The 18,912-nt window shown below is 70.1% G+C and carries 14 protein-coding genes; 5 read left to right on the top strand and 9 right to left on the bottom strand.

Annotation, left to right across the window (positions count from 1 at the left end; all coding sequences use genetic code 11):
* Window positions 1-97: 97 nt before the first annotated feature.
* Both ACFYOS_RS17735 and ACFYOS_RS17730 read left to right on the top strand, forming a co-directional pair.
* The gene (locus ACFYOS_RS17735) at window positions 98-3,766 is read left to right on the top strand and encodes an efflux RND transporter permease subunit (RefSeq protein WP_387142187.1); all 3,669 of its coding nucleotides are present in this window, start codon (window positions 98-100) and stop codon (window positions 3,764-3,766) included.
* Between the two features lie 36 nt (window positions 3,767-3,802).
* Window positions 3,803-7,000 (top strand): efflux RND transporter permease subunit, encoded by a 3,198-nt coding sequence (locus ACFYOS_RS17730; RefSeq protein WP_387142184.1) that lies wholly within the window; start codon window positions 3,803-3,805, stop codon window positions 6,998-7,000.
* Window positions 7,001-7,055: 55 nt separating this feature from the next.
* On the opposite strand, the gene ACFYOS_RS17725 is transcribed toward ACFYOS_RS17730, so the two are convergent.
* From ACFYOS_RS17725 to ACFYOS_RS17715, 3 genes are all read right to left on the bottom strand, one after another.
* Window positions 7,056-7,832 (bottom strand): BTAD domain-containing putative transcriptional regulator, encoded by a 777-nt coding sequence (locus ACFYOS_RS17725; protein WP_387142181.1) that lies wholly within the window; start codon window positions 7,830-7,832, stop codon window positions 7,056-7,058.
* A gap of 300 nt (window positions 7,833-8,132) precedes the next feature.
* Window positions 8,133-9,509, bottom strand: coding sequence for a sensor histidine kinase (locus tag ACFYOS_RS17720; RefSeq protein ID WP_387142179.1), 1,377 nt, complete (start codon window positions 9,507-9,509; stop codon window positions 8,133-8,135).
* The gene (locus ACFYOS_RS17715) at window positions 9,499-10,176 is read right to left on the bottom strand and encodes a response regulator transcription factor (protein WP_387142176.1); all 678 of its coding nucleotides are present in this window, start codon (window positions 10,174-10,176) and stop codon (window positions 9,499-9,501) included. Before ACFYOS_RS17715 ends, ACFYOS_RS17720 begins: the two co-directional genes overlap by 11 nt.
* Before the next feature lie 181 nt (window positions 10,177-10,357).
* Here ACFYOS_RS17715 and ACFYOS_RS17710 point away from each other — a divergent pair, with 181 nt between their 5' ends.
* From ACFYOS_RS17710 to ACFYOS_RS17700, 3 genes are read left to right on the top strand one after another with little or no spacing between them, the layout of a single operon-like run.
* Window positions 10,358-11,329 (top strand): ABC transporter ATP-binding protein, encoded by a 972-nt coding sequence (locus ACFYOS_RS17710; RefSeq protein WP_387142173.1) that lies wholly within the window; start codon window positions 10,358-10,360, stop codon window positions 11,327-11,329.
* Window positions 11,326-12,168, top strand: a complete 843-nt coding sequence (locus ACFYOS_RS17705) for an ABC transporter permease (RefSeq protein WP_387142171.1) — start codon at window positions 11,326-11,328, stop codon at window positions 12,166-12,168. Before ACFYOS_RS17710 ends, ACFYOS_RS17705 begins: the two co-directional genes overlap by 4 nt.
* Complete coding sequence (locus ACFYOS_RS17700) at window positions 12,165-12,722, top strand: hypothetical protein (protein ID WP_387142168.1); 558 nt, start codon at window positions 12,165-12,167, stop codon at window positions 12,720-12,722. Before ACFYOS_RS17705 ends, ACFYOS_RS17700 begins: the two co-directional genes overlap by 4 nt.
* Before the next feature lie 15 nt (window positions 12,723-12,737).
* On the opposite strand, the gene ccsB is transcribed toward ACFYOS_RS17700, so the two are convergent.
* From ccsB to hemL, 6 genes are all read right to left on the bottom strand, one after another.
* On the bottom strand, window positions 12,738-13,718 hold the full coding sequence (gene ccsB, locus ACFYOS_RS17695; RefSeq protein WP_387142165.1) for a c-type cytochrome biogenesis protein CcsB: 981 nt from the start codon (window positions 13,716-13,718) through the stop codon (window positions 12,738-12,740).
* Window positions 13,718-15,340 (bottom strand): cytochrome c biogenesis protein ResB, encoded by a 1,623-nt coding sequence (locus ACFYOS_RS17690; RefSeq protein ID WP_387142162.1) that lies wholly within the window; start codon window positions 15,338-15,340, stop codon window positions 13,718-13,720. The genes ccsB and ACFYOS_RS17690 overlap by 1 nt, the downstream gene beginning before the upstream one ends.
* Window positions 15,340-16,182, bottom strand: a complete 843-nt coding sequence (locus tag ACFYOS_RS17685) for a cytochrome c biogenesis CcdA family protein (RefSeq protein ID WP_387142160.1) — start codon at window positions 16,180-16,182, stop codon at window positions 15,340-15,342. The genes ACFYOS_RS17690 and ACFYOS_RS17685 overlap by 1 nt, the downstream gene beginning before the upstream one ends.
* A complete protein-coding gene (locus tag ACFYOS_RS17680) occupies window positions 16,182-16,754 on the bottom strand; it encodes a TlpA family protein disulfide reductase (RefSeq protein WP_387142158.1) in 573 nt (190 codons plus the stop codon). The genes ACFYOS_RS17685 and ACFYOS_RS17680 overlap by 1 nt, the downstream gene beginning before the upstream one ends.
* On the bottom strand, window positions 16,754-17,401 hold the full coding sequence (locus ACFYOS_RS17675) for a histidine phosphatase family protein (protein WP_387142155.1): 648 nt from the start codon (window positions 17,399-17,401) through the stop codon (window positions 16,754-16,756). The genes ACFYOS_RS17680 and ACFYOS_RS17675 overlap by 1 nt, the downstream gene beginning before the upstream one ends.
* A 65-nt stretch (window positions 17,402-17,466) precedes the next feature.
* On the bottom strand, window positions 17,467-18,804 hold the full coding sequence (gene hemL / locus ACFYOS_RS17670; protein WP_387142152.1) for a glutamate-1-semialdehyde 2,1-aminomutase: 1,338 nt from the start codon (window positions 18,802-18,804) through the stop codon (window positions 17,467-17,469).
* Between the last annotated feature and the right edge of the window lie 108 nt (window positions 18,805-18,912).

Genomic DNA, 18,912 nt, shown 5'->3' with positions numbered 1-18,912 from the left:
TTCTTGGCCCTGGTTGGCAACTGACGAATCTCCAACTGAGAGGTCCGGGGCCATGATGCGGTGGATCGTCGGGTCAAGCGTCAGATATCAACGGCTGGTGCTCGCCATCGCCGTCGCCCTGATGGCCGTCGGCTTCGTTCAGCTTCGCAACACCTCGGTCGAGGCGCTGCCGGAGTTCGGGCCGGTGCGGGTGGACGTGCAGGTCGAGGCGCTCGGGCTCTCCGCCGAAGAGGTGGAGAATCTGATCACCAACCCGATGGAGAACGAGTTCTTCAACGGGATCCCGTGGCTGGCCAAGCTCGAGTCCCGCACGCTGCCGGGATTGTCGTCCATGGAGATGACGTTCGAGCCGGGCACCGACCCGATCCGGGCCCGGCAGGTCGTGCAGGAGCGGCTGACCATGGTCGCCATGCTCCCGGCCGCCTCGTCGAGGCCGCCGCTGGTGGTGCAGCCCCTCTCGTCGACCAGTCGGCTCATGATGGTCGGTCTGTCGTCCCAGGACCGCTCACTGATCGACATGTCCCTGCTGTCGCGCTGGACGATCGTGCCCCGCCTGCTGAGTGTGCCCGGCGTGGCCAATGTTTCCATCTGGGGGTTCCGGGACCGGCAACTGCAGGTGCAGGTCGATCCCGCCAAGCTGATGCAGCACGGCGTCACGCTGGACCAGGTCCTGCGTACCTCGGCGAACGCGCTGTGGGTCTCGCCGCTGACCTTCGTGGAGGCGTCGACACCCGGACTCGGCGGGTTCATCGACACCGCCAACCAGCGGATCGAGATCCAGCACAACCAGCCGATCAAGACCGCCGCGGATCTCGGCAAGGTCACCGTCCAGGGTGCCGAGGACCGCGGCGTGCTGCTGGGCGACGTCACGCAGATCGTCGAGGACCACCAACTCCTCATCGGCGACGCGGTGGCCAACGACGCCCCGAGCCTCATGCTCGTGGTGGAGAGGTTCCCGGGCGCCAAGGTCGCGGACGTGACCCGGGACGTGGAGGCCGCACTCGACGAGCTGCGGCCAGCCATGCCGAACGTCCAGATCGACACGACGGTGTACCGGCCGGCGACCTTCATCGAGAAGATGGTCGACCACCTCACCACCACGCTGATCCTCGGCGCCATCCTCCTGCTACTGGTGCTCGGCGCCTTCCTGTTCAGTTGGCGCACCGCGCTGGTCAGCCTGCTGACCATCGCGTCCTCGGTGGCGGTGACGGTGCCCGTGCTGTCCTGGTTCGGCGTATCCCTCAACATGATGTCCCTGGCGGGGCTGGTGATGGCCCTCGCCATCGTCGTGGACGACGCGGTGGTCGCCGTCGACAACGTCCGGCAACGGCTGCGGCAGCGCCGGGAGGATGGGTCCGGCGAGCCTGTATCCGAGACCATCCGGGAAGCCATCCTCGACGTACGCGGCCCGCTCTTCGTCGCTGCCGTCATCGCCGCGGTCTCGGTCGTGCCCCTCTTCATCCTCGACGGGGTGCGCGGGGCGTTCCTCACCCCGGTCGCACAGAGCTTCCTGGCCGCCACGGTGGTCTCCCTGGTGGTCGCGCTGACGGTCGCCCCCGTGCTGACCACGCTCCTGCTCTCCCGCTCGTCGCTGCAGCACGGCCCGTCGCCGCTGGCCCGAGCGGTGGAGCGGGCGTACGGCCGGCTGCTGCCCCGGCTGCTCCGGCGGCCCGTCTGGTCCTATGCCCTGGTCGGTCTCCTCGTGGTGGCGGGCCTGGCCGCTCTGCCGTTCCTCGGTTCGCGGCCGCTGTCGCCGACGCTTCAGGAGCGGGACCTGCTGATCACCTGGGAGGCGCCGCCCGGCACGTCCAGACCGGAGATGAACCGGATCACGAGCGCACTCAGTGCGGAACTTCGGGCCGTCCAGGGCGTACGCAACATCGGCGCCCACACCGGGCGGGCACTGGCGTCCGACCAGGTCGTCAACATGAACTCGGGCGAGGTGTGGCTCAGCGTCGAGCCGGGGGCCGACTACGGCAGGACCCTGGCCGCCGTGCAACGGGTCGTGGACGGCTATCCCGGGGTGCAGAGCGACGTGATGACCTACTCGGACAAGCGGATCCGGGAGGTGGTGACCCGCGGTGCCACGGAGGACCTCATCGTGCGCGTCTACGGGAACGACTACACGGTCCTCAACCAGAAGGCCCAGGAGGTCCTCGGCATCATCTCGGGCATTGACGGCGTCACCGAACCACGGGTGCGGACCGCAGAGGTCGCGCCGACGGTGGAGATCGAGGTTTCCGTCGCCAAGGCCGCGAAGTACGGCCTGAAGCCGGGCGACGTGCGCCGGGCGGCCGCCACCCTCATCTCGTCCACGGTCGCGGGCAACCTCTTCGACGACCAGAAGGTGTTCGAGGTCGTCGTGTGGGGCGTCCCCGCGGTGCGCCAGAACACGTCCACCATCCAGAACCTGCTGATCGACGCGCCGGTGGGTGGCCCCGGCGGCGGCCCGACCCAGGTGCGCCTGGCCGACGTCGCCGACGTGCGGGTCGTGGCGAAGCCGGAGGTCATCACACACGACCAGGTTTCCCGCAGCATGGACGTCGTCGCGAACGTGCGCGGGCGTGGTCTGGACGCCGTCACGAGCGAGGTCAAGGACCGGCTCGCGCAGGTGACCTTCCCCCGTGAGCACCACCTGGAGGTGCTCGGAGAGGCCCAGGCAAGGGCAGGTTCCGACTTCCGCGTCTGGACCTTCGTCATCGGCGCCCTGATCCTGATCTTCTTCCTGTTGCAGGCCGGCTTCGGTAGCTGGCGGGTGGCGTCGCTGTACTTCCTGCTCCTACCGACGGCACTGGCGGGTGGGCTGCTGCTGGCGGCCCTCGACCGGTCGGCCGTCTCGGTGGTCGCGCTGCTGGGGCTGCTCACCGTGCTGGCCATGGCCGTTCGGGGCGGCACCCTGCAGATCAGGCGGTACCAGCGGCTGACCGAAGGGGGTCACCCGCACGGTGCCGAGCTGGTCGAGCTCGGGTCACGGCAGCAGTTCACCCCGGCCGTGACGGGCATGCTGGCGGCGGGGCTGGCGGTGGTTCCCATGGTGCTCTACGGCAGCGTCGCCGGACTCGAGATCGTGAGCCCGCTCGCCCTGATCATTCTTGGCGGCCTGGCCACGACCGCGCTTTTGAACCTCTTCGTGCTGCCCGTGCTGTACCTGCGGTTCGCCGTCCGGCCTCACTCGGTGGACCCGTCCGGACCGCCACCCGCGCCCAGGCCGCGCCGCGCATGGCGGGCCGGGAAGCTGGTCCACGCCCGGCTCCGGCCTGAGCGGATTGAGGAAAATCCCATGCACAGACAGGGAGGCGTCCACATGCGGCACAGTGGTCGGTGGGTGGCAGCAATCCTGCTCACCTTGGCCGCAGCGGCAGCTTGCACCGCGCCCGCTTCCACCACGTCGAGTGGCCACAAGGAGAGCCCTGCCACGGTCGAGGCGATCCCGGGCAGCGATGTCAAGAAGGTGACCTTGACCGAGCAGGCGGCGCGCCGGGTGGGCATCGCGACGGTCACCATCGGCGCGGCCCAGGCCGCACCGCCGGGCGGGCCGGCGACCGTGGTGCCCTACTCGGCGGTGCTCTACGACCCGAACGGCGTGACCTGGGTCTACACGGCTCCCCAGCCCTTGACCTACGTCCGCGAGAAGGTCGTGGTCGCGACCGTGGGCGGGGCGCGCGGGACGGATGCGTTCCTGTCGCAGGCACCGCCAGCGGGCACGTCGATCGTGACGACCGGCGTGATCGAACTCTGGGGCGCCGAGCTCGGGGTCGGCAAGTAGCCCATCCAGTCGCTACGAGGGTAGGGACCCCACGTCATGATGCGTTGGATCATTGGAACGAGTCTGAAGCTCCGGTTCCTCGTGGTTGTCGGGGCCTCGATGTTGATGTTCTTCGGCGTCCTGCAGATTCGCGACATGCCCGTCGACGCGTTCCCCGAGTTCGCGCCGCCACGGGTGGAGATTCAGACGATCTGCATCGGACTGTCCGCGCAGGATGTCGAGGAGCTGGTCTCCGTCCCGCTGGAGCAGGGCCTCACCGGGATCGAGGGCCTGGACGTGATGCGCTCCAAGTCGGTCTCCCAGCTCTCCTCGATCGTCCTGATCTTCAAGCCCGGGACCGATCTGATGGCGGCCCGCCTGCTGATCCAGGAGCGCCTCACCGCCATCACTCCCAGACTGCCGCGCTGGGCCAACTCCCCATTCATGATCCAACCGCTGTCGTCGACCAGCCGGGTCATGAAGATCGGGATATCCCAGGCGGACAAGTCCGACGCCGCACACGTCGACATGGCGCTGCAGGCGTACTGGACGGTCCGGCCGCGCCTGATGCGGGTACCCGGGGTGGCGAATGTGGCCATCTGGGGCGATCGGTGGCACGTCAAGCAGGCCCTCGTCGATCCCGAGCTCATGAGGAAGCACAACGTCACGCTGGCCCAGGTCATGGAGGCCGCCGGAGACGCGGTGGACGTGGGTCAGCTGAAGTTCAGCGGTGGGTTCGAGATTGGCACCGGCGGATGGGTCGACACCCCCAACCAACGTCTCCAGGTGCAGCACCAGTTGCCCGCCCTGACCGGGCAGCAACTGGCCGAGATCCCCATCGAGGTGCCGAAGGGCGCCAAGCCGGTCTATCTGAAGGACGTCGCCTACATCACGGACGACATCATGCCGCCGTCCCTGCTCACGGGCGACGCGGTCATCAACGACGGCCCCGGCCTCATGCTCATCGTCGAGAAGCTGCCGTGGGGCAACACCCTCGAGGTGACCCGTGGGGTTGAGGCCGCGCTGAAGGAGATGGCGCCCGGCATGCAGGGCCTCGACGTCGATACCGAGATCTTCCGGCCGGCGACCTTCATCGAGACCTCGGTAGAGAACCTCGGTCGGGCGATGGTCATCGGATTCATCCTGGTGGTCCTGATCCTGGTGCTCTTCCTCTTCGAGTGGCGGGTCGCGCTGATCAGCGCCATTTCGATCCCGCTCTCCCTCGTCGCGGCGGGACTCGTCCTGCACTGGACCGGGGCCACCATAAATACCATGATCCTGGCCGGGCTCGTGATCGCGCTCGGCGTGCTCGTCGACGACGCCATCATCGACGTCGAGAACATCGTCCGCCGCATCCGACAGCACCGGCGAGCGGGCAGCGCGAAGTCGTCCGCCGCCATCATCCTCGACGCGTCGGTGGAGGTGCGGGGACCGATCGTCCAGGCCACGATGATCATCCTGGTCAGCACGGTCCCGATCTTCCTGCTCACCGGACTCACCGGCTCGTTCTTCCGGCCCATGGCGTTCGCCTACGGGCTGGCCATCCTGGCCTCGCTGCTGGTGGCCCTGACGGTGATTCCGGCGCTAGCCCTGCTGCTGCTGGCCCGGTCACCGATCGAGCGGCGGGAATCGCCGCTGGTGCGCTGGCTCCAGCGCGGCTACACCGCGTTGCTGGCACGCATCATCCCGCGTCCCGCCGTCGCCTACGCGACCGTCGTACTCGTCCTGGCGTGCGGCGTCATGGTGGTACCGATGCTGGGGCAGAACCTGTTCCCCGCATTCAAGGAGCGGGACTTCCTGATGCACTGGGTCACCCAGCCTGGCACCTCGCGCGAGGAGAGCGTCCGCATCACGGAACAGGTGAGCCGGGAGTTGAGAGCGATCCCGGGAGTCCGGAACTTCGGTGCCCACATCGGGCAGGGCACGTTGGCCGACGAGGTCGTCGGCATGAACTTCACCGAGAACTGGATCAGCATCGACCCGAAGGTCGACTACGACAAGACCCATGACGCCGTGCAGAAGGTGGTCGACGGCTATCCCGGCCTGCAGCGCGATGTGCAGACCTATCTGAAGGAGCGCACGAAGGAGGTCCTCACCGGCTCCAGCGACGCCATCATCGTCCGCATCGTCGGCGACGACCTCGATGTGCTTCGTAACAAGGCCAACGAGGTCAAGGACCTCATCGCCGGGATCGACGGCATCATCGACGAACACGTGACGCTGCAGACCGCCGTTCCCCAGGTGGATGTCCAGGTCGACCTGGCCAAGGCGGCACGGTACGGGATCAAGCCCGGTGACGTACGCCGAACGGCCGCCACGTTCATCGCCAGCGAGGAGGCGGGCGACATCTGGCGAAACGGCAAGAACACCGAGGTGCACGTGTGGAGTGTGCCGAGTGCCCGCTACAGCATCGAGAGCGTCCGTAACCTCCTGATGGACACGGCGGACGGGCGCAAGATCCCGGTGGGTGAGCTGGCCGAGGTCAAGATGGTGCCCACGCCGAACCAGATCCTGCGGGAGAACGGCTCGCGGTACATCAACGTGGGCGCCAACGTGGCGGCGGGGAGGGCCCTGGGTGACGTCGCGGCCGAGGTTCAACGGCGCCTGGCGACGGTCGACTTCCCGCCCGGTTACCACCCGCAACTGCTCGGGGAGTACCAGGAGGCGCGGAGCGCCCAGGGCCGGCTGCGGCTCTTCGCCGGCGTCGCGGTGATCGGGATCCTCTTCCTGCTGACCACCGCCTTCAACAGCTGGCGGCTGTCGTTCCTCGTCCTCCTCACGCTGCCCATGGCGCTGGTGGGCGGGATTCTCGCCGCATACGTCGGTGGCGGCATCCTCTCGCTCGGCTCGCTCGTGGGATTCTTCACCGTGCTGGGCATCGCCGCCCGCAACGGCATTCTGATGATCAACCACTTCCAGTATCTCGAGCGGGAGGAAGGGGAAGGCTTCGGCCGAAATCTCGTCCTCCGTGGCGCCAAGGAGCGTCTCTCGCCGATCCTCATGACCTCGTTGGCGACCGGGCTCGCCCTCGTTCCCCTGGCCATCGAGGGCAGCCTGCCCGGTCACGAGATAGAGCACCCGATGGCGGTGGTGATTCTGGGTGGCCTGGTCACCTCGACGCTGCTGAACCTGTTCGTCCTGCCCTCCCTCTACCTGCGCTTCGGCCGGCGCACGGATCCGTCCTCCCGCCAGGGACCTGCGCGTGCCGTGCGCCGGCGGCTCGCTGCCTGGCGGCTCGGTAGGTCCCCCGCCTGATGGACGGAATCTCCTCCCTGCCCTGACAAAATCGCCCTTCACGCCGGAGGCGACCTCACGTCGCGGGCCGCTCCGGCGGACGGTCGAGCGCAGGATCGCCGCGAAGTATCGCTCGTTCCAGCCGCTGCAACTCCGGTCCTGGCTCGAGTCCGAATTCGCCGACGAGCCGGCGCCGCGCCAGCCGGTAAGCCGCCAGCGCTTCGGGGGCGCGGCCGGCACGGTACAGGGCGAGCATGAGGTGTACGAGCAGTCGTTGTCGGTGCGGATGCTGCCCGACGAGATCGGCGAGGTCATCGATGACTTCCTCGTGCCGCCCGAGCCGCAGTTCCACGCTCAGCCACTCCTCCAGTGCCGTCAACCGCGCTTCCTTCAGTCCCCGGCACAGCTCTTCCACCCGTGGCGTCGTCACGTCGGCCAATGGGGGTCCTTGCCACAGGTCGAGAGCGCGCCGCAACAGTGAAGCCTGGAGCTCCGGATCGTGCGCCTCGGCACGAGCGGCGGTGAGGAGAGCGCGGAAGCGGTGGGCGTCCACGGACATCGGGTCGGCCCGCAGGGCGTACGCGCGCCCTCGGGTGGCGATCTTCACGCCGTCATGATGTGCCCCGGCCATCGCCAATATGTTGCGGAGTTGTGAGACGCGGACATGGATCGCATGGCGAGCCGTTTGCGGCGGCGACTCGGGCCACGTCAGGTCAACCAGGAGGTCCACCGAGACGAGCCGGTTCACCTGCAACGCGAGCATCGCGAGCACAAGTCGCTGTTGGCGTGGTCCGAGATCGAGCTGCCGATCCCCCGCCCATGCCTCCACTTCGCCCAAGAGCCGGAACTCCACAGCTCCCCCTCAGCTGCGCCAGGCTGTCCGCACCTTCTCCGCCGCGCCGCGCAGGTTCTCAGACCACCCCGTCTATTCCTGCGCCGAATCGGTTAATGGACTATTCTTCATGTTCTCCGCATTTCCCTGCCTCTGTCGGAAATTTGGCAAGCGGCGTCAATACGACTTAAACCACCTTAACGATCCTTAACAGACCCGAAGCTCAACTGTCAATGCCGAGCCCATCCGTGAACGCTGGAAGTCTGATTGGCAGGTCAATCAACGCCATTCCCCAGGGATCGGACATTTGCGAGGGTCGTTTCAGCGTGCGGGCAGGCCGATGACGACCCGCGCCCCACGGGGCGCGTCCTCGACGACTATCGACCCCTGGTGCGCCTCGATGATCTCCCTTGCGATGGCCAGGCCAAGACCGGTGCCGCCGCTCTGCCGACTCCGGTCGTCGTCGAGTCGCGTGAATCGCGCGAAGATGCGCTCCCGGTCTTCGCGCGGTATCCCCGGCCCGTCGTCGTGGACCACCAGGGTGACGCGGCGGTCGTCGCTGGTGAGCTCAACGCTGACCCGGGACGAGGCGTACCGCTCGGCGTTGTCGAACACGTTGCGTACTGCCCGCGTCAGGTCGTCGGGGCGGCCGTCGACGGCAGCCGCCGAGACCGCGCCGGTGTCGACGCGCAGCTTGCCGCCGCCACGGATCCGGGCCGCCTCGGACAGCACGACGTCGTCAAGGTCGACCGGACGGGCTGCGGGGCGGGGGGCGCCGGCGTCCACCCTGGCGAGGAACAGCAGGTCCCGGACCAGTCGTTCCATGCGACGGTTCGCGGCGAGCAGGTCGGCCGCGATGTCGTTCCAGTTCGTGCTGTCGGGGTGCGCGAGCGCAACCTCCAGGTCGGTGCGGGCCGCCGCGAGTGGGGTCTGCAGCTCGTGCGAGGCGTCCGCGACGAAGCGACGTTGCCGCTCGGCGGCCGCGTCCAACCGGTCGAGCATCATGTTCATGGTGTCCGCGAGCCGACTGATCTCGTCGCCCGTCGGGGGTACGGAAACGCGCCTGCCGAGTGACCGTTCGGAGATGTCGGCGACCTCGGCCCGGATGGCGTCCACCGGTCGCAGGGTGCGACCCGCGACCGTCCAGGTGGTGATCGCAACGAGTGCCAGCAGTAGTGGAGCGCCGGTGGCGAGGGCGCCCTGGATGACGTCCACGGCGTCATCGACCGGGGAGAGGCTCGCCGCCACGTAGACGGTCACCGGCCCTTCCGGCGTGCCGCTCCGCACCGCGATCAATCGGTAGCTGCCGCCCTCGCCGAAGGGGAGGGCGGCGACCGTGCGGGCTTCCGACTCCGGCCCGGACGGATGGAACCGGGCGAGAGACTGGTCGCGGCGCAGCCCGGCAGTGGCGGCCAGGACCCGGCCGGCATCGTCCACGACCTGGGTGATGCTGCCGTCGTCGTTGCCGTCGACGGCCAACTCCGCGGGAAGCGTGCCCTGCCGGGCCAGGGCCGCGACGTCGTTGGCCCGCACCGTCGCGATGTCGTCGACGCGCTCGACGAGCGAACGGCGCAGGAACACGACCAGGCTGACGGCGGTGACCAGGAGAGCGACACCCACGACGAGGGTGGCGGCCGCGGTGGTCCGGGCCCGCACTGAGGTGAGGCGTACCCGGGACCGGTCGTGATCAGCCGCCATCGGGGTCCAACCGGTAGCCGACGAGTCGGATTGTCTGGATCGCAGTACGACCGAAGGGCTCGTCGATCTTCTTGCGCAGATGCCGGACGTAGACCTCGACGATGTTGGGGTCGCCGTCGAACGCGAAGTCCCACACGTGGCCGAGGATGGTGCTCTTGGACAGCACCTCGCCGGCACGCCGCATGAAGAACTCGAGGAGGGCGAACTGGCGAGGAGTGAGTGACAGCTCGGCGTCCCCGCGCCAGGCACGGTGGGCGGCCGGGTCGAGCCGCAGGTCGCCGGCGTTCAGCGTGGCCGGGCGCTCTCGCGAGCCCCGGCGCAGCAGCGCCCGTATCCGGGCGACCAGCACCAGGTAGGAGAACGGCTTGGACAGGTAGTCGTCAGCGCCGGTGTCAAGCGCTTCCGCCTCGTCGAGTTCGCCATCCTTCGCCGTGAGCATGATTATCGGCGTCCAGTTCCCGGCGTCACGCAGTTCGGCGCAGACCTGGTAGCCGCTCTTGCCCGGAAGCATGATGTCGAGGACGACGACGTCGTAGTCGCCCTCCCTGGCCCGCCAGAGACCGTCGACGCCGTCGAAGGCGACGTCAACCGCGAACCCCTCGGCCGCCAACCCCCGCTTGATCGACCGGGCGAGGTGCTTGTCGTCCTCGACCACGAGGATGCGCATTTTCCGAGTGTGCCACCTGTCGGCTGACTGCCCGCTGAAGGCCGGCCGGCGCGGATCCCGGGCTGCGTTCACATTCAGCCGGCCTTCAGCCGGCCCGCCGTACATTCGCCGTGACGTCCTGAGGGGACGGACCGCGCGGTGGCACGTCGCCACCGCGCGTCGCGGGAACAGGGGGACGCCGATGGCCGGTGTGCAACTCGAGGCTGCGCGGCTCACCAAGCGGTTCGGGGACCGCACCGCCGTCGAGGAGCTGAGCTTCGCGGCACGGCAAGGCGAAGTCGTCGGACTGCTCGGCCCGAACGGGGCCGGCAAGACGACAACAATCCGACTGCTCACCACGGTGCTCGCCCCGACGAGCGGGAGGTTCTCGGTGGCTGGTGTGCCCTGCACCCGACCGAGCGAGATTCGGCGACGGGTGGGGGTGCTGCCCGAGAGCAGCGGTTATCCCGGGCACCAGACCGGGAGGGAGTATCTGCGTTATCACGCGCGGCTGTACGGTCGGTCCCGCCCGGACGCCGCCCGGGTCGCCGGGCGACTGTTGGCGGATGTGGGCCTGGCCGAGCGGGCCTCGTCGCGGATCTCGACGTACAGCCGAGGCATGCGGCAGCGGCTGGGTATCGCACGGGCGCTGGTCAACGATCCCGCTGTCGTGTTCCTCGACGAACCGACACTCGGGCTCGACCCCGCCGGGCAGCGCCAGGTGCTGGCGCTCGTCCGGGACATCGCGGCGGGCAGGGGAACAACTGTCATCCTCAGCACCCATGCCCTGCACGAGGTCGAGGAGGTCTGCACGAGCGTGCTGATCCTCCACAAGGGAAGGACGCTCACCTCCGGCACCGTCGGCGACGTCACGCGCGCTGTCGCCGCCCAGCGGTACGCGCAGTTGCGGGTGCCGGTCGAGCTGGTCGGCCGGGCCCGAGAAGCGCTCGCGGGCGTCGCCGGTCTGACGATGGAGCCTGCCGACGAACGTCCTGACGTCCTCAGGATTTCCCTGAACCAAGGGCCGGTCGCTCGACCCGGCAGCACGGACGCGGGGATGAACGGGCCCCTCCGGGCGGTGCTGAGCGCCGACGTGCCGGTCCTTTCCTTCGAGGTCGAGGGCGCGCGGCTCAGCGACGCGTTCCTCGCCATGACCGGGGAGGGTGTCCGATGACCACAGGTCTCATCGGGCGAGTACGGAACGCCGGAGCCGACGCGGACACCGTCCGCCGCGACAGCCCGGGGTGGTGGGTCGTCGCCGAACAGGAATGCCGCGACCTGTGGTTGAGTGGGCGCGCTCCGGGACTGGTCTTCGCGTTCAGCCTGGTCCTGAGCGTCATGACCTACCTTGCCGGAACCAGCCAGGTGCTCAACTTCCTCGAGCAGCGGGAGGCCGTGAACCTCACCCTGCAGGTTGCGATGGCGGTCGGTGTCCTCGTCACGCTCGTCGTCAGCGCCGACGCGGTCAGCGGGGAGCGGGAGCGGGGAACGCTGGAGAGCCTGCTGCTCACCCCCGTGTCGCGCCGCGCCATCATCATCGGGAAGATGGCGGCCGCGCTGTCGCTCTGGCTCGCCACCTTCGTCGTGAGCGTGCCCTATCTGTGGGTGCTCGGTCGCGGGGTGTCCGTCGTGGGGTTGGCGCTGCTGCTGGGCCTGCTCGTCGGCACACTGCTGGCGGTCGCGCTCGCCGCGCTGGGTCTGCTGATCAGCGCCGTGGCGAGCTCCAACAAGGTCAGTCTCGCGGTGAGCCTGTTCGTGCTGCTGGCGCTCTTCGCGCCGACCCAGTTGCCCGGCGGCGCGCCGAAGGGCTGGTTCGGGGATCTTCTCGTCCGGCTCAACCCGGTCGACGCGGCGCTGCACTACCTGACGGCGGTGCTCGTCACCGGGCATACCTGGACGCGGGACCTGTCCTACCTGCGGTCCCCGCTCTTCACTGCGGTCCTGGCCGGGGGCGTTCTGCTTGCCGCCAGCACCCGGATCGTCCGCCTGCGTGGAGAGGTGAGCGGAGAATGAAGACAGGGTTCGCGCTCGCCGGGTTGCTGCTGGCCCTCACAGCTCCCCTTGGCCTGACCGCTTCGGCGGCGGCTGCTCCGCCGCCACCGCCGCACGGCGTCGAGGTCGTGCTGAACCACGATCAGCTCAGCACCGTCGTGGGCGACCGGTTGACGATTGAGTCCCGGGTGGTCAACTCGAGCGGCGCACCGACCGACCGGCTCGTGGCGCACCTCAACGTCGCCAGTCTGGCCGGCGTCTACGTCGACCTCGAGGACTGGTCGGCCGACGTGACCCAGGAGGTGGCACCGGTGGCGGCGGGCGGCAGCACCTCGCTGTCCTGGCAGTTCCAGGCCGTCAACACCGGCAGTTTCGACATCTACGTGGTGCTCATGCCCAACGGAGCGTCGACAGCCGGCTCCGGCCCGTTGGTGGTGAGCCAGCCGGTGCACGTGACGGTGGCCGGAAAGCGGACCCTGACCGCCGCGGGCTCGCTGCCGGTCGCCATCGTCGTGCCGGTCGTGCTCGGCCTGGTGGCCGCAGCCGCCCGGTACCGCCTCCGGCGTACGGGCTGACGGGATCCCCGGTGGTCAGTTCACCCCGGCGTACGAGTGCAGGCCGGTGAAGAAGAAGTTGACCCCGAACAGGTTCATCAGCATGGTCAGGAAGCCCAGGATGGCGATCCAGGTGGCCACGTTCCGCTTGACGCTCGGGGTGGCCCGGGCGTGCAGGTAGCCGGCGTACACCACCCAGGAGATGAACGCCCAGGTCTCCTTCGGGTCCCAGCCCCAGGCCCGACCCCAGGCCGCCTCGGCCCAGATCGCCCCGGCGATCACCGCGAAGGTGAAGATCGGGAAGGCGAAGGCGTGCAGCGTGAAGGTCAGCCGTTCCAGGCCGGCGGCCGCCGGCAGCCGGCGGGCCAGGGTGTACGGGAAGCTCCGGCGGCCCTGCTCCCAACCGGCCCGCATCAGGTACGACGCGGCGGGCACCACGCCCAGCAGGAAGATGCCGGAGGAGAAGACGATCGTCGAGACGTGGATGATGAACCAGTACGACTGCAGCGCCGGCATCAGCGGCGTGACCTGCACGTACAGCTTCAGCTCGGCGAAGGCCAGCAGCAGCACCATGACCAGGGTCAGGAAGAGCCCGAGCCGACGCAGCGACGGGCGCTTCCAGCGCACCGCCAGCCAGGCCGCGGCCCCGATCCAGGTGACCGTCAGCACGAACTCGTACATGTTGCCCCAGGGCATCCGCTCGGCGGCTACGCCCCGGCTGACCAGCGCGCCCAGGTGCAGCGCGACGGCGAGCGCAGTGACCCAGGTGGCGATCTTCCCGGCCATCACGGCCCGGCCGGCCGAGCGGCTGGGCCGGGTCTCGGCCGGGACGGCGGGCGCCTCGACGGTCCCGCCCGCGCCGCCGACGCCCGCGCCGACCAGCTCGCGGGCCGGCGTGGCGGCCTTCGCGGGAACCGCCCGGGCGGTGCCGAGCGCGTACTCGACGGCGTGGCTGATCATCGCGACCAGGTACGCCAGGATCGCGTACGTGACCAGCTGGTCGGAGAGTGCGGACATCACTCGTCTCCTTCTCGCGCCCGCCGGTCGTCCCGCCCGTCGTCGCTGACTGCGGCGACGAGCTGTGCGAACTCGTCGGCGAACCCCGGATGCTCGGTGCGCGGCAGCCCACCGGCCTCCACCAAGCTACTACCGCTCGTCGGAGATCCGCCCTCGGGGGCCGAAACCCGGAACCAGACCCGCCGCCGCCGGGCGAAGAGCGAGCCCATCAGGCCGGCGAGCAGCGTCACGCAGGCGCCGAGCATCAGCGTCTGGCCGGGGGCGTACCGGACCGAGATGGTGATGTACGGCTTGGTGCCCACGAACTCCAGCGTGCTGCCGTCGTCCAGGGTCCACTTCTCGCCGAGGCGCAGCTTCTTGTCGCCGATCTGCTTGAGCTTGCCGTTGCTGATCTGCCGCTGGTCCAGCTTGTAGACCGACCCGGGGATGCCGGCGTCCAGCCCGAGATTGCCCCGGTAGGCGACCAGCACCACCGCCGGGTTCCGCTCCTCGGGGAACTGCGACGAGACGAACGGCGCACTGTCCGGCGCGGTGGGCAGGTAGAGCCCGTCGAAGGCGACCTGCTGGTCGGCGGCGCGCTGGCCGGTCTTCGGGTCGACGTTCGCGTCCGGGAAGGCGGCCACGCCCTCCTCGGTCGCGTTCGGGTCACCGGTGCGCAGGAAGGGCGCCGTGCTGGTCTGGGTGCGGCCGTACTTGTCGGTGTACTTCAGGATCGGGGCGTACCCGTTGCCGAGCAGGTAGACGTTGGCCGAGCCGAGCCGCAGCGGCGAGTTGACCGAGAAGCCGGCGGTCCGCTGCGCGGACCCGTCCAGGTGGTCCACGGTCACCGTGGCCCAGTAGTGCGCGGCCTGCCCGGACGGCAGGTACTGCGCCTCGAACTTGTCCAGATTGAGGCAGAACGGCGGCAGGTCGGCGCTGTCCACCCGGGGGCCGAGGGTCGCCTCGGCGTACTGCTGGCGGGTGTTGCAGAAGCCGTTCTCCTCGCCCGACACGAGGATGCGGTTGCCGTGCCAGCCGTACCAGGAACCGGCCGCGACCCCGAGCAGGACGGCGACCAGCGAGACGTGAAAGAGCAGGTTGCCGGTCTCCTTGAGGTAGCCCTTCTCGGCGGAGACCTCGCTGCCGCGGACCACGACCCGCCAGCGACGGCGGCGCAGCACCGCGGCGATCGCCTCGGGGTCGGCGGCGGCCGGGGCCTCGAGCACGGCGTGCTGGGGCAGCCGCTCCAGCCGCTTCGGCGCGGCCGGCGGCTTCATCCGCAGCGCGCGGACGTGGTCGCGGGCCCGGGGCAGGATGCAGCCGACCAGCGAGGTGAAGAGCAGCAGGTAGATCGCGGAGAACCAGACCGACCCGAAGACCTCGAACATGCCGAGCTGGTCCAGCCGGGGGGCCAGGTCGGGGTGGTCGACGAAGTACTGGTTGACCTTCTCCGGGTTGACCCCGCGCTGTGGCAGCACCGAACCGGGGATGGCGGCGACGGCGAGCAGGAAGAGCAGGATCAGCGCGGTACGCATGCTGGTGAGCTGCCGCCACGAGTTGCGCAGCAGGGCCAGCACCGGATTGGCCCGTCGCCGGGGCGCTCCGGCGGGCGGCGCCGCCGGCCGGTCGTCCACGGTCGTCATCAGATGCTCACCTCGCCCACGCCCACGTGCGTCTGCAGCCAGATCACGAAGCTCTGCCACCCGCCGGTGACCAGCGCCAGGCCGATCAGGATCAGCAGGGCGCCACCGATCCGGGTGACCCAGCGGCTGTTGCGCCGGACGGCGCGGAACACCCCGAGCAGGCGGTGGAAGCCCAGCCCGAAGACGACGAACGGTACCCCCAGCCCGAGGCAGTACGCCACGGCGAGCAGCACTGCCCGGTCGGTCCGGCCGTCGACCGTGGCCATGCCGAGCACCGCGCCGAGCGTCGGGCCGGTGCACGGCAACCAGCTCAGCGCGAAGACCGCGCCGAGGACCGGGGCGCCGAGCAGCCCGGCGGCGGGCAACCGGCGGATGCGGAACTCGCGCTGCATCCCGGGGACCACCCCGAGATAGCCGAGCCCGAGCACCACGACCAGCGCACCGATGACGATCTCCAGCGTGCGTTCGTGCTGGAAGAAGAGCTTGCCGACGCCGGAGAAGAGGATCGCGGTGGCGGTGAACACGGCGGTGAAGCCGGCGATGAAGAGCATCGTGCCGGCCAGCACCCGCCCCTTCACCGCGGCCGCCGGCCGGGCCGCCGGAGGGGCCGCGACCGCCACGCCGCCGCCGGCCGGGCCGTCGTCCCTGGCGGGCGGCGGGGTCTCGGTACGGGACCGGCCCTCCAGGTCGGCGCCGGCCAGGCCCGTCACGTACGACAGGTAGCCGGGCATCAGCGGCAGGACGCACGGGGAGAGGAAGCTGACCAGCCCGGCGAGCGCCGCCGCGCCGACGGCCAGCAGCAGCGGGCCGGACTCGGCGAGCTGGCGGAACGTCTCGCCCATCAGCGGGATCCGGACGCGGGCTGCTCGGCGGCGATCCGCTCGACGATGGGCCGCAGCCCCTCCTGGGTGACCGCGGCCCGGATCACGGTGGCGATCCGCCCCTCCCGGTCCAGCACGACGGTGGCCGGGATGGTGTTCGGCGGGATCTCCAGGGCCAGCGCCAGCCGGCTTGCCGGGTCGAAGAGGCTCGGGTAGGTGACCCGGCCCTCCTCGAAGGCGATCGCCTTGTCCTTGCTGTCCTGCACGTTGATGCCGAGGAAGGTCACCCCGGACGCCTTGGTGGCCTGGTAGGTCGCCTCGAGGTCGTCGGCCTCGGCCCGGCAGGGCGCACACCAGGAGCCCCAGAAGTTGACCACGACCACCTGGCCGCGCGCCTCGGAGACGTCGTACCGGCCGCCGGTGAGCAGGTCACCGGCGAGCGTGGGGGCCTTCGACCGCTGGTCGGGCGCGCACTCGATGATGCCGTTCTTGTCCGAGCAGCGGCTCTCCTGGCTGCCGGAGGTGCAGCCGACCAGCACCGTCCCGGCGGTGACGGCGGTGAGCAGGGCGGCGGCGAGCCTCCGGGTGAGCATCAGGCCCCCTTGGCCGTCCGGGCGGTCGGCGAGATCGCGATCAGGTGGGCCGCCGGCTCGGAGTACCCGATGCCGACGACCTTCGCGCCGTCGAAGTGGAACGAGGTGAGGCTGGCCAGGCCGCACTGCCGCCGGCGCGGGTCGTGCCAGAGCCGCTTGCGCTCGACGTACCGCCGCAGGGTCCAGATGGGGAGCTGGTGGGAGACGAGCACGGCCTCCCGCCCCTCGGCGGCCACCCGGGCGGCGTGCAGCGCGGCGAACATCCGCTCGGCGATAACCTGGTACGCCTCGCCCCAGGACGGGGTGACCGGGTCGCGCAGCACCCACCAGTTGCGCGGGTCGCGGAACGAGCCGTCGCCCGGCGACACCTTCTTGCCCTCGAACCAGTTGGCGCTCTCGATCAGCCGCTCGTCCACCCCGACCGGGAGGCCGAACTGCGCGGCGATCGGCTCCGCCGTCTGCTGGGCGCGTTCCAGCGGGCTGGCCACCACGTGCACCACGGTCCGGTCGGCGAGCGCCTGGGCGGCGGCCTTGGCCATCTGGACGCCCAGCTCGGAGAGGCGGAAACCGGGCAGCCGGCCGTAGAGGATGCCGTCCGGGTTGTGCACCTCGCCGTGCCGCAGCACGTGGACCACCGTCTCGCTCACGCCTGCGCCCCCTTCGTTCGCGACTGCGGGGCTCGCAAAACCGGCTCACTCCTCGCGCTCACCCGTTACCCCCCGTGTCCCGCCGCTGCCGCCGCCCTCGCCGCGCCCGGAAGGGCGGCGGCGATCTGCTCACCCGCGGCGTCGTCGATCGCCGCCGACACGAACCACGACTCGAACGCGCTCGGCGGCAGGTAGACGCCGGCGGCGAGCATCGCGTGGAAGAACGCCTTGAACGCGGGCACCTGCTGGGTCCGGGCGCTGTCGTAGTCGGCCACGTCGGCGTCGGTGAAGAAGATCGAGAACATGTTGCCCGCGTACGACAGGCGGTGCGGGACCCCGGCGGCGGCCAGCGCGTCGGTGGCGAGCTTGCCCACCATGGCGGCGGTCTCGTCGAGCTTCCGGTAGAGCGCGTCGTCGGCGAGCCGCAGCGTGGCCAGGCCGGCGGCGCAGGCCAGCGGGTTACCGGAGAGGGTGCCGGCCTGGTAGACCGGACCGGCCGGGGCGAGCTTCTCCATGATCTCCGCGCGACCGCCGAACGCCGCGGCGGGCAGGCCGCCACCCATGACCTTCCCGTACGTCCACAGGTCGGCGTCGGACGGGTCGAGGCCGTGCCAGCCGGCGCGGGAGACCCGGAACCCGGTCATCACCTCGTCGACGATGAGCAGCGCGCCGTACGCGTGGGCGATCCGGGCGAGCTGCTGGTTGAAGTCGTCGCGCGGGGCGATCACGCCCATGTTGCCGGCGGCAGCCTCGGTGATGACCGCGGCGATGTGCTGCCCTTCGGCGGCGAACGCCTCCTCCACCGCGCGGACGTCGTTGTACGGCAGCACGATGGTGTCGCCGGCGGCCGCCCCGGTCACGCCGGGCGAGTCGGGCAGGCCGAACGTGGCCACGCCGGAGCCGGCGGCGGCGAGCAGCGCGTCGGAGTGGCCGTGGTAGCAGCCGGAGAACTTGACGATCTTGGCCCGGCCGGTGAAGCCGCGGGCCAGCCGGATCGCCGACATGGTCGCCTCGGTCCCCGAGTTGACCAGCCGGACCTGTTCGACCGGGGTCCGCGCGATGATCTCCTCGGCCAGGTCGACCTCGCCCGGCGTCGGGGTGCCGAAGCTGGTGCCGAGCGCGGCGGCCTCGCGCAGCGCCTCGACCACCTCCGGGTGGGCGTGCCCGAGGATCAGCGGACCCCAGGAGCAGACCAGGTCGACGTAGCGGCGACCGTCGGCGTCGAAGAGCCAGGGACCCTCCCCCCGGACCATGAAGCGCGGGGTGCCGCCAACGGCACGGAAGGCGCGCACGGGGGAGTTCACCCCGCCGGGCACGATGGCCTTGGCGCGGTCGAACAGGGCCTCGGAGGCCGGCGCGTCGGCCGGGTAGCGGCCGGATCCGGCGGAAAAGGTATCGGTCACGATGCCGCCATTGTGTCAGCGCCGGACGGCCGACCGGCAACGACCCCGCATCGGGGGTTACCCGGCTCACGCCCCGCCCGGCCGGCGCGGGCCAGCGACCGGCGGCCC

The organism is Micromonospora sp. NPDC005806, from assembly GCF_042871425.1.
Taxonomy (GTDB): domain Bacteria; phylum Actinomycetota; class Actinomycetes; order Mycobacteriales; family Micromonosporaceae; genus Micromonospora.
The sequence above is the reverse complement of the archived record's forward strand: the minus strand, read 5'-3'. Positions and strand labels throughout refer to the sequence as shown.